Here is an 11,894-nt window from a genome sequence, read left to right as displayed (position 1 = left end):
ATCAGGTCGTAATGTTAATTCATACCACGGTTCATCCCCGCGTGTGCGGGGAACACTCAGAATTCATAATTTCTCTATAATGCAAAAACTGTTCATCCACGAGTGTGCGGGGAACACATAACAGCAAAGAATAACATCTAACAAGATCACGGATCATCCCCGCGTGTGCGGGGAACACCAGGCAGTAACCCCGTATATGAGTGGTTCTGACTGTACATCCCCGCGTGTGCGGGGAACACCAGCCACGGATGCAATTCAAGCGCATCCACTACGGTGCATCCCCGCGTGTGCGGGGACCACTCGAGTGCAATGGCTTATGTGGTACGCAGGCGCGGTTCATCCCCGCGTGTGCGGGGAACACCTCACCACGGAAATCCCTCATACCAATATACCCGGTTCATCCCCGCGTGTGCGGGGAACACTCCATCGATAACATGCCGCTCGGTAACATCAACGGTTCATCCCCGCGTGTGCGGGGAACACTGGATGCCACTACCAACACCGCCTGCTTGATCCGGTTCATCCCCGCGTGTGCGGGGAACACGTCTCCCAAATGCCGATTAGTGAGGTAATAGCCGGTTCATCCCCGCGTGTGCGGGGAACACTATTCTCCTGCATCATTGGCCTGATATAGCCCCGGTTCATCCCCGCGTGTGCGGGGAACACTACGTTAAAAGCAACAACACGTAACGATGATCCGGTTCATCCCCGCGTGTGCGGGGAACACTCTTCCTGTAGTCTATTGATTTATCAACATATTTGCAATGTCAAAGAACGTACCGGATTTTTATGGGTATAAAATCAGTTTTAAGAAGGCTTTGCCAAAGGAAGAAAAATGCCTCAATCTGAACAAAAATTCAATTGCGTTCAAAGATCATAAAAATCTCTGCCGGATTGTTTTAAACGCTCTGTCGCCCTGCGGTCGCGTTTTGTCGGCCGGCCGGAGCCGGCATCGCGCTGTTCAGCCACGGGCAATGGTTTTTCTGCTGTTTTTTCCGATTGAGGCGACAGGTTTTCATAAAGAAGCTGCGCTTCAGGCGCAGAGCCGCGCCGCTCTCCCAGATCAAGCACTTTATAGACCAATGTCCGGCGATCCAGTGTTACCGTTATCACATCGCCGATTTTTATGCCGTATGAGGCCTGATCTATTTTTTCTTTATTAACACGAACACGCCCGCCGGTGCTCAATTTGGCAGCCAGCGAGCGCGATTTTACAACGCGGGTGAAAAACAACCATTTATCAATACGCTGTTTTGCTATACCCGCGCCCATGGTTTATTTTTTCAGCTGTTCTTTCAGAGCCAGCAGCTTGGCGAAAGGTGAATCCGGATCAATCTGCGGCACGCGCTGTTCATGGCGCTTCTCCTGCCCGTGATCACGCTTGCCCTGACGCGGCTTTGATGAGGGGTGGTCTTCGCCACGCGGCTTTTGCTCACCATTGCGAAAATCAACACGCGCCGCCTTTTCAAAACGCTTGCTGCGATTTTCGCGCTTTTCATTGCCCTTTTCGCCAGTTGTGGCCGCAGCACTGTCTTTTGCCGCCATATGGCGGTTAGCCTGAGAACGCGAACGATGACGATTCTGCTCACGCGAGCGGTTATCATACCGCGCAGCGCGCCACAGCAGAATCATTTTCACCGGCTCTTCGGCAGCTTCAGAAGCCTCTGCCGCTGCAGGTTCATCTGCTGCAACAGGAGTCTCTGCCACTTCTGCTGCCGGTTCTGTGGCTGATTGCTGATCTGCAGCCGGTTCAGCAGCAGCCTCAGCCTGCGTGCCTTCTGTTGCCGGTTCAGCCTGCTCCTTTTGCGCAGCGCTAATATCTGTCTGTGCAGTTATGTCTTCCTGCTGCGTTTTGGCGGCTTCAGCTTCGGCAAAAGCATCCAGCTCGGCAAGTTTGGCAGCAACAACCGGTGCCTCCATTGCCTCATGACGATAGCCAAGGCTTTTCAGCACTTCTTCCATATCATCCGGCGTTGCGCCAAGGATCGACATCATGGATGGCGTTATCATAAAGCGCGTGCCGTCATAAGCACCTTCCACGCGCAATCCCGCACCCGGACGCCATGCCAGAGCCGGACGGATCAGATCAGCAAGGCGCTCCAGAATATCAATGCGAACAGCACGCCGGCCAAGCACACGATAACCGGCAAGCTTATAAAATACTGGATCGAAACTTTGATCAACCATCACCGATGTGCGTCCGGCAGCAAGCACATGAACCACATCACCATAGCCCGGACGCTCACGCCCCTCATTGCCAAGCGCCCATAACAGCGTCATCAAACCGGCAGGTGCAGGCTTCAAAAGGGCGGGAATGAACACATGATAAGCGCCAAAACGCACACCGAAACGGCGCAATGCCGCACGTGAATCCTGATCAAGGCCACGCACTTCCTCAGCAATTTCACGGCGCTGGATAATACCGAAATTTTCCACAAGACGGAAAGCCAGCCCGCGGGTCATGCCTGTCAGCGCATCGGCCTCAGCCAGATCATGCAAAGGCTTAAGCACAGTTTCAATATGATGAGTGACAAAGCGGTCAATACGGCCCTGTACCTTCTCACGCGATGCGCCTGTCAGCTGCTCATCAGCGAGAATAACAGCGCGCGGACGCATAATATTATCGCCGGCAACAAGCATGGCAACCGGCGCACCGACCCAGCGCAAAATACCATCAGAACCAAGTGCAAAATCACCATTTGCCGCTGCGGAAAAACGCTCGGCACGACGGTCATATTCAGCAGCCAGCGCCTTTTGCGCGGCGGCTTTCACCGCTTTGGCATCAGGCCCTTCGGCCTTGACATCGGCGGTAAATCGGAACCCTTCCAATTGCCCGACATTGTGGTCTTCGACAAGTACATCCCCTGTCGGGCTAATTTCTGCTTCTAGCATGGCATTCTCTCTCAGGCGCTTCATAAGCACGCTTGTCCTGCGGTCTACAAAGCGTTTCGTCAACCGTTCATGCAGCGCATCAGACAATCTGTCCTCAATTTCGCGCGTTTTTTCTTGCCAATGTGACGGATCTGCCAGCCAGCCCGGCCGATGCGACACAAAAGTCCATGTGCGAATTTGTGCAATACGATGAGACAGAGTGTCAATCTCACCATCAGTCCGGTCAGACCGGCGCACTTGTTCGCTCATATAGTCTTCATCCACAAAACCCTTGCGGATAATATCCTGATAAATTGCAGCAATAATATCGGCATGTTGTGCCGGTGCAATTCTGCGATAATCGGGAAGCGCACAGGCATCCCATAAAATCTCCACCCGTTTTTTTGTATCGGCAAGGCGCATAATATCTGCATCCCTCGCCAGAATATCCAGTGCCTGCATGTCAACTGCCGGCAAGGCCCGTGTCAAGCCTTCCAGCAGCGCAGGGCAATCAAGCGATTGCTTCAGGGCAGAGACAGATGAAAAATCCAGCTGAGCCGTGCGCCATTGCAGCACTTTGACCGCATCAAAATTATGCGATTCTATCCGCTCGACAAGTGCATTATCAAAGGGATCAACCTGGCCTGTCACCCCGAAAGTGCCATCGCGCAGATGCCGCCCCGCACGCCCTGCAATCTGCCCGAGCTCACCGGCATTGAGATCACGATATTGAAAACCGTCAAATTTGCGCGCCTGTGCAAAAGCAACATGATCAACATCAAGGTTAAGCCCCATGCCGATCGCATCAGTGGCCACCAGAAAATCCACATCGCCTGATTGATAAAGCTCAACCTGCGCATTGCGGGTACGCGGGCTCAGGGCGCCCATAACCACAGCAGCACCGCCGCGCTGCCGGCGGATCAGCTCGGCAATCGCATAGACCTCATCGCTTGAAAAAGCGACAATCGCACTGCGACGCGGCAGGCGGGTAATCTTTTTTGAACCTGCATAAGCCAGATGAGACAGACGCGGGCGGGTAATAATATTAATGCCACGCAACAATTTTTCGAGAATGCCGCGCATGGTTGCAGCACCCAGCAGCAAAGTTTCCTGCGCCCCGCGCAAATGCAGGATACGGTCAGTAAAAATATGGCCGCGCTCAAGATCAGCGGCAAGCTGCACTTCATCAATCGCCACAAAGGCAGCATTGGTCTGGCGCGGCAGTGCCTCAACAGTGCAGACAGAATATTTGGCGCCTTCGGGGATAATCTTTTCCTCCCCCGTAACCAGCGCCACTTTTTCCGCCCCCACTTTGGCAACCAGCTTATTATAGACCTCACGCGCCAGCAAACGCAGCGGCAAACCGATAATGCCGCTCTCATGGGCGAGCATACGCTCCAGCGCCAGATGAGTCTTGCCCGTATTCGTCGGCCCGAGCACAGCCGTGACATCACGCCCGCTAACGATGAGAGGTTGCACAGACGCCGCCCCGAGCGGAGGCGTCAATGTAATTTTTTGGTCATTCATGCGGAACTGATGATTCCCCGTCTCATGAAGTCGTTACGTATAAACTGCCGGTCGCTTGGCAGATTGTGCAAAGCAGGTAGCATTATCTGCTCTCTACTAAAAGGGGAAGAACGGCACCTTTATGACTTCTTTTGCATCAAAAACCCGTAAAATTATAAAAAAACACTGTAAGACATATTTTTTGCAGTTTTTACCCGCATCATAGGGGGATAAAATACAGATAAAAGAATGAAAATTTATAGAAAAAACAGCTATTTTAACAATCAGAACACGTAAGGAACAAAGCGGCTACGAATCAACCGTTTCAGCAAGTTCCTATTTTGTTCACAACAATACCATGTATATTACAGAGTAAAAAACACTATATATAGATTTCGTATTTTTCTTAATACCGGTTCTTTGACCATAAAATTAACCTTTGATCATGAATGGCCGCAAAAGGCAAAATAAGGCACTTACCGATTGCCCGATAATCAGTCATCCTGTTAACACAGATTAATAAAACATTGATAAATATGGCCAATAAACAGGCTGAAAGCACTCTTGCATTAACCTTTCGGCCAAACCCTGAACGAATCGGCTACGAATCGCTGATAACACAGCGTTCCCGCCTTGTTCCAAACAAGATAGAGACAGGAATACAGCAAAGACCACATCATATAGTTTAAGGATTGGCTGATATAGCTGCCAGAACACACCCCGTCTGCAGCAAAGTTAACTTTTCTGCGGACGGGGTTATATATATAGCAATACAGATTGTTAATCTGTCAAAGCCTTTGATCACAGCCTGCCTTATAAGCAGAATCAATCGCGCTCCACGCAAAGCGCCACACCCATGCCGCCGCCGATGCACAATGTGGCCAGCCCTTTTTTGGCATCGCGGCGCTGCATTTCATAAAGCAGCGTTATGAGAATACGCGCACCGGATGCACCAATCGGATGGCCGATAGCAATAGCCCCGCCATTCACATTCACAATCGCCGGATCAAGGTCAAGCTCACGCATCACACAGCAGGCTTGCGCGGCAAAAGCCTCATTGGCTTCCACCAAATCCAGATCTTTCACTGTCCAGCCGGCTTTTTCCAGTGCCTTGCGTGAGGCCGGTATAGGGCCTGTGCCCATCACCGCCGGATCAACCCCCGCCGTTGCCCAGGAAACAATACGCGCCAGCGGCCTGATGCCACGGCGCTCCGCTTCTGCCGCACTCATCAAAACAGCTGCTGCCGCACCATCATTAATGCCTGATGCATTACCTGCTGTTACCGTGCCCTGCTTATCAAAAGCCGGGCGCAATTTCTGCAATGCCTCAAGAGTGGTACCATGACGGATATATTCATCCTCATGCACAACAACTTCACCCTTGCGGGTTTTTACATGGACAGGCACAATTTCATCTTTAAACCGGCCTGCAAGCTGCGCGGCTTCCGCCTTGTTTTGCGAGGCAAGGGCAAAATTATCCTGATCATCCCGCGTCAATTGCCAGTTATCAGCGATATTTTCTGCCGTAATCCCCATATGATAACCATGGAATGCATCTGTCAGACCATCGCGGATCATCGTATCAATCATGGTCAGATCACCCATTTTGGTGCCGGCACGTAAATGAGCGCAATGCGGCGCCATCGACATGGATTCCTGACCGCCAGCCACAATAATCGCAGCATCGCCATTGGCAATCTGCTGCATACCAAGCGCCACGGAACGCAAACCCGAGCCGCAAAGCTGGTTGACGGCAAAGCCGGTGGTCTCAATCGGGCAGCCGGCAGCAAGCGCCGCCTGACGCACCGGATTCTGCCCCTGTCCCGCAGTCAGCACCTGACCAAAAATCACCTCATCAACATCACCGGCATCCACCCCAGCACGTTCCAGTGCGGCCTTGATAGCGGTTGCGCCCAGCTCATGCGCCGGAACATTGGCAAAAGCGCCGTTAAATGAACCAACCGGCGTGCGTGCAGCAGCGGCAATAACAACTGTGGTTTCTTTGTTCATAACAGATAACGTCCTCACATCCCCGCCCAAGCCATATCAGGCTGTTTCAGGCACTATTTGCAGTATGCAGCAAAATAACTGCGCATGACAATTTTGCCCACTATAACCCCGGTAGCAGCTTATGCCGCATTTAATTGTGATTGGGGTTTTGAATTTTTCGCATAACCCGTAAACCCGCGCGGCGGAAAATCAAGCTAAAAACCACAAAAACCGTATATTTGAAGCATTTGCCGGTGTGCAAGTGATGCGCAATCCGCATCAAGCACAAAATAAAAAGACCGGCCTTTGGCCGGTCTTTTTAAAAACAACCTGAAAAGACGCGTTAAATTACGCTTCCTTTGGTTCCAGCACCTGACGGCCGCGATACATACCGCTCTTCAGGTCGATATGGTGCGGACGGCGCAGTTCGCCGGAGTTCTTGTCTTCAACATAAGTCGGAGCCTTCAGCGCATCGGCCGAACGACGCATGCCACGCTTCGAAGGGGAAGTTTTTCGTTTAGGTACAGCCATGGATTCTGCTCCAGTGATTAGTCAATCGAATGTCCGGCTGCCTCATAAAAGGCTGTCACATCGGACATTGTTCCGGAAAGTTTTGCTGCATATACACGCTCGCCCGCCGTTTGACCAGCAGGAGACGCATTTTTTTATGCAAATCCTGATTTACCGGCTTAAAACTTGCTCAGAAATGTATTTCAGTCGCTGCCCTGTATCACAGGTTGCAGGTAAAAGACAAAAGTTTTTGTCAGCTTTACCGGAATTTCATGCATAATTTATGCAAATTATTGCAGGCAGCCAATATAAGCGCCGCTGTTTTGGGCTCTTCTTTCAATGATACGGGCAATCCGCACCATGCCGCGGCTTGGTTTGGCTGCATTACGGAGAATCGGATTCGGCAAGGTTGCAGCCAGATATGCCGCCTGCCTTGCGGTCAGTTTTGATGCAGGGCGTTTGAAATAATGCCGGGAAGCCGCCTCAATGCCATAAATACCATCGCCCCATTCCACAATATTGAGATAGATTTCCATAATCCGCCGTTTGGACAGAATCAATGACGCGCCCTGCGCCAGCGGAAATTCCAATGCCTTGCGCACATAGGAGCGTCCGTTCCACAGAAAGAGATTCTTCACCGTTTGCATCGGTATTGTCGATGCCCCGCGGCTCGGCTCCCCTTCTGTATTCAAAACCAGCTTCAGCTGATGCCAGTCAATGCCGTTATGGCTGCAAAACTGCCCGTCCTCAGACATCATAACGGAATGAACCAGCACCGGCGCAATATCATCCAGCGGCACCCATACCCGATCATAACCCTGCAATGTCACCAGATCCCTGATCATCAGGGTTGAAACAGGATGAACAAATGGCAGCTTGTAAAGCAGCAGCAGCGCAAAAGGCGCAATAACGAGCAGGCTTAAAAATCGTTTCATCCAGTGCCACAAATACAAACGGGGGCGCAACCGGGCGCGCAACGGATCAGCCACAAAGCTGGCTACAGTGCGGGGAACTGCCGGCGGCTGATGGCTGCCCTGCCCGTCACCTTTATGCGCGGCATCATCATGGATGACAGGTTTTGTCATTGCGCCCTTATATGTCTCCGTTATCTTCACCACGGTTACTGCACAATTTCAGCAAATTGAAAAGCTGATCCTGCAGACATAACATTTAAAACGCAATTTTTATTACGTTAAATAATATCTCCCCTGCCGCCAAATGTCTGTTATCTGATTTTCGACCAATTTCTGCCGGCCGCTTTCATAACAACAGTTGATTATTACATCTGAATGGTACATGCCCTGATTTATGAAAAACGATCATGATATTTCCGGTTTTGAACTGCGTCTTGCAGCCCATGCCGCAGAAGTGGAACAATTGCTGGTGACACTGCTGGACGAACGCCCGCGCACAGGTGAGATCACCCGCCCGCCCCGCCTCATGGCCGCCATTCGCCATGGTGCGCTCAATGGCGGCAAACGGCTGCGCCCGTTTCTGGTAACAGAAACCGCACGTCTCTATGATAGCACACCAGATGCCGCTTTGCGGGTGGCTGCCGCACTGGAATGTATCCATTGCTATTCGCTGGTGCATGATGATCTGCCGGCAATGGATGATGATGATCTGCGCCGCGGCCGTCCCACCGTGCATAAAGCCTATGATGAGGCTGCGGCTATTCTCGCCGGTGATGGTCTTCTTACCTATGCTTTTGATATTATTGCGGATGATGCTACGCAATTGCCGGTAAAAACCCGTCTTGATCTGGTGGCCTGCCTTGCGCGTGCTGCCGGCATTGGCGGTATGGTTGGCGGGCAGGCGCTTGATCTGATGGCAGAAACCGCCAATCCGGATGAAGCAGGGATCATCACCCTGCAGGCCATGAAAACCGGTGCGCTGATTCGCTTTGCCTGTGAGGCAGGAGCAATTATTGGCAATGCCGGCACTGAAGAACGCGAACGCCTTGCCGAATTCGGCTCTGCCATTGGCCTGGCGTTTCAACTGGCCGATGACCTTTTGGATGTAACCGCCGATGCCGCAACCATGGGTAAGGCCACCGGCAAGGATGCCGCGGCAGGCAAGGGCACGCTGGTTGGCCTGCATGGCATTGACTGGACAAAAAAACAACTGGCCGGTTTGGTGGCACAGGCGGAAGATCTGCTCGCCCCCTTTGGAGAGAAAGCATCCGTGCTGAAAGAGGCTGCCCGTTTTATCGCGCTGCGCCGCAACTAGGAATATCTGCCGCGCGGTGCTGTAAAACCATCCGGTTTACAGATGCTGCAATTCCACGAATATTTCAGACCTGTTGCTTAATCTTCCAGCCGGTTAAAATGCTACTCGGCAGCCTCGTGCTTTTTTGCCCCCGCTCCATAGCGGTTCTCAATATAATCCGCGACCATTTTCTGAAACTCTTCCGCAATATGCGGACCGCGTAAGGTGGCTACTTTTTTACCATCCACAAAAACCGGCGCTGATGGTGTTTCGCCGGTGCCCGGCAATGAAATGCCGATATCGGCATGTTTTGATTCGCCCGGACCGTTGACGATGCACCCCATAACCGCAACAGAGAGCGCCTCAACGCCCGGATATTTTTCACGCCATACCGGCATATTGGTGCGTATATCATTCTGAATGGTCTGCGCCAGTTCCTGAAACACGGTTGAGGTGGTGCGCCCGCAGCCGGGACATGCCGCAACAATGGGAACAAACTGCCGGAAGCCCATAACCTGCAGCAATTCCTGCGAGACCTGCACCTCGCGCGTGCGGTCACCGCCCGGTTCCGGTGTCAGGGAAATGCGGATTGTATCGCCAATCCCCTGCTGCAGCAAAATCCCCATCGCCGCAGAAGAAGCCACAATGCCTTTGGTGCCCATGCCGGCCTCGGTAAGGCCCAAATGCAGCGCATGATCGCAGCGTCTTGCCAGCTCCGCATAAACCGCAATAAGATCCTGCACCTGACTGACCTTGGCAGAGAGAATAATTTTATCCCGCGGCAGGCCGATTTCCTCAGCCAGATCCGCAGAGATCAGCGCCGATTGAATAATCGCCTCACGCATCACTTCCTGCGCGGTCAGCGGCGCGCCTTGTGCCTGATTGCGATCCATCAGGGTGGTCAGCAATTCCTGATCAAGCGAGCCCCAGTTCACCCCAATACGCACCGGCTTGTCATAGCGGATTGCCGTTTCAATAATTTCAGCAAATTGCTTGTCTTTTTTATCCCTAAAGCCGACATTGCCCGGATTGATACGATATTTTGCCAGGGCTTCAGCACAGGCCGGGTGATCGGCCAGCAATTTATGGCCAATATAATGGAAATCACCGATCAGCGGCACATGAATGCCAAGACGCTCCAGACGCTCACGGATTTTTGGCACTGCAGCAGCAGATTCATCCCTGTCAACCGTAAGGCGCACCAGCTCTGATCCGGCACGGTGCAGGCTTGCCACCTGTGCAACCGTGCTGTCCACATCGGCCGTGTCCGTATTGGTCATGGATTGCACAACCACCGGCGCATTGCCGCCCACAATCACCCCGCCGACATTAACACCAACAGAAATGCGGCGGGCAAAGGGATGAGCATAATAGTGGAAATTATCAGAAGCCATAGTCGTGCAATCTTATATGATCCGGAAACAATATCAGGTCGGACTTACTTTATACCAATGCCGCAAAGCATGTGAACAACACCAATGCCGTAAAGCATATGAATAAATTGTGACAGTCTTACAGCAGAGCGCAAGAAAGTTCTATTCTCTTTTCTGATCTGCGGCACTTGTAAGCGGGGATAGCAGGAAAACCACCACCAGCATCAGTGCCAGCACCATATAAACCGGCCCGAAGCCCATATGCCCGCCAACAAAACCAATCAGCGATGGCGCAACCAGAATACCCGAATAGCCCATCAATGTAACAAGGCTTAATGCCGTACCTGCATGAATGCCGCTCTGATTGCCCGCAGCGGAAAAAATAATCGGCACAATATTGGCCACGCCAAGCCCCGCAACCGCAAAAGCCAAAATCGCTACCCACGCATATGGTGCCAATCCGCTGACAAGCAAACCGGCCGCGGCAATAATAACCGAAACGCGGAATGTGCGCACCGCGCCAAAACGATTGCGCACACCATCACCAAGAAAACGCACCAGCGCCATAGTCGCCGAAAAAGCCGCAAAACCATAGCCTGCCGTGGTAAGATCGGCATCAAATGCCTGTTGAATATAAATTGCCGCCCAGTCAAGCACCGCGCCCTCCGGCACCATGGCAAACAAGGCCATCATACCGATCAGATAGATCACCGGCTGCGCAGGTAAATGAAAACGGATTTTCTCGCTGTTTTGCGGCTGCCGGTCAGCCACAAGCCGCGGCAAGGCTGCCAGCATGATCGCACCGGCAATCCCGCTCACAACCACCGCATGGCTCAACGCGCCCTGATAATGCAGCATAAAACTGCCAAACCCGCTGCCGGCAAAGCCTCCAAGGCTCCAAAACCCATGCGAAGATGACATTAAAGCGCGGCCGAGCGCTTTTTCCACCGCCACTGCATTGGAGTTCATGGCCACATCCATGCCTCCCAACATTGCGCCAAACAGGAAAAGAACCGGCACCACCAGAAAAAGCGAACCCGTGACTGCGACAATGATCAGCCAGACTGCCACACCGGCGCCAAAAAACCGCGTCACGCGGTCAGAGCCGTGGCGGCTCAGCAAAGAGCCGCACAGGCTCATTGCTGCCAGGGCTCCCAGCCCAAAAACCAGAATAAGAAAACCAAACACGCCTTCAGAAACCCCAAGGCGGGTCATCAGCAACGGAATATGCAAAGCCCAGCTGCCGGTTACAAACCCATTGGCAAAAAATGCACCGGCCACCGCCCAGCGATAAAAGCGTGCACCATTATCCGCCACAGGCATTGCCGGTATCTGCCCTGTACCGCTTCCCGCATCTCCGCTCACATAACCGCTCCGTCAGGCTCAGACACATTTTTTCAGGCTTCACGCCTTCTATCAGGCATTTCACATGCCAAT

At 52.5% G+C, this 11,894-nt stretch carries 7 protein-coding genes, 1 pseudogene and 1 CRISPR repeat array; of the genes and pseudogenes, 1 reads left to right on the top strand and 7 read right to left on the bottom strand.

Annotated features, from left to right (window positions below):
• Nucleotides 1-27: 27 nt before the first annotated feature.
• A CRISPR array of direct repeats spans nucleotides 28-727; the repeat unit is 29 nt; unit sequence CGGTTCATCCCCGCGTGTGCGGGGAACAC.
• Nucleotides 728-867: 140 nt separating this feature from the next.
• The 5 genes and pseudogenes from ACSTTO_RS04615 to mtgA form a co-directional block, all read right to left on the bottom strand.
• The gene (locus ACSTTO_RS04615) at nucleotides 868-1,272 is read right to left on the bottom strand and encodes an RNA-binding S4 domain-containing protein (protein WP_439271968.1); all 405 of its coding nucleotides are present in this window, start codon (nucleotides 1,270-1,272) and stop codon (nucleotides 868-870) included.
• A gap of 597 nt (nucleotides 1,273-1,869) precedes the next feature.
• Nucleotides 1,870-4,398, bottom strand: a pseudogene (locus tag ACSTTO_RS04610) (helicase-related protein); the annotation flags it as partial.
• An 804-nt stretch (nucleotides 4,399-5,202) separates the two neighbouring features.
• The gene (locus ACSTTO_RS04605; RefSeq protein ID WP_439271967.1) at nucleotides 5,203-6,387 is read right to left on the bottom strand and encodes an acetyl-CoA C-acetyltransferase; all 1,185 of its coding nucleotides are present in this window, start codon (nucleotides 6,385-6,387) and stop codon (nucleotides 5,203-5,205) included.
• A 327-nt stretch (nucleotides 6,388-6,714) separates the two neighbouring features.
• Nucleotides 6,715-6,897 carry a 50S ribosomal protein L32 gene (gene rpmF / locus ACSTTO_RS04600; protein ID WP_022709922.1) on the bottom strand — a complete coding sequence of 61 codons (183 nt, stop codon included), beginning with the start codon at nucleotides 6,895-6,897 and terminating at the stop codon, nucleotides 6,715-6,717.
• Between the two features lie 269 nt (nucleotides 6,898-7,166).
• Nucleotides 7,167-7,811, bottom strand: a complete 645-nt coding sequence (gene mtgA / locus ACSTTO_RS04595) for a monofunctional biosynthetic peptidoglycan transglycosylase (protein WP_439271977.1) — start codon at nucleotides 7,809-7,811, stop codon at nucleotides 7,167-7,169.
• Between the two features lie 373 nt (nucleotides 7,812-8,184).
• Between mtgA and ACSTTO_RS04590 the strand changes: the two genes are divergently transcribed.
• On the top strand, nucleotides 8,185-9,105 hold the full coding sequence (locus ACSTTO_RS04590; RefSeq protein ID WP_439271966.1) for a polyprenyl synthetase family protein: 921 nt from the start codon (nucleotides 8,185-8,187) through the stop codon (nucleotides 9,103-9,105).
• 101 nt (nucleotides 9,106-9,206) lie between these two features.
• Here ACSTTO_RS04590 and ispG read toward each other — a convergent pair whose 3' ends face one another.
• Both ispG and ACSTTO_RS04580 read right to left on the bottom strand, forming a co-directional pair.
• Nucleotides 9,207-10,478 carry a flavodoxin-dependent (E)-4-hydroxy-3-methylbut-2-enyl-diphosphate synthase gene (gene ispG, locus ACSTTO_RS04585; protein ID WP_439271965.1) on the bottom strand — a complete coding sequence of 424 codons (1,272 nt, stop codon included), beginning with the start codon at nucleotides 10,476-10,478 and terminating at the stop codon, nucleotides 9,207-9,209.
• Between the two features lie 141 nt (nucleotides 10,479-10,619).
• Nucleotides 10,620-11,822, bottom strand: coding sequence for an MFS transporter (locus ACSTTO_RS04580; RefSeq protein WP_439271964.1), 1,203 nt, complete (start codon nucleotides 11,820-11,822; stop codon nucleotides 10,620-10,622).
• Nucleotides 11,823-11,894 lie beyond the last annotated feature (72 nt).

The sequence above is a fragment of the Pseudochrobactrum albidum genome (genome assembly GCF_051851455.1).
Taxonomy (GTDB): Bacteria; Pseudomonadota; Alphaproteobacteria; order Rhizobiales; family Rhizobiaceae; genus Pseudochrobactrum.
This window is presented reverse-complemented; position numbering and strand designations above follow the sequence as displayed.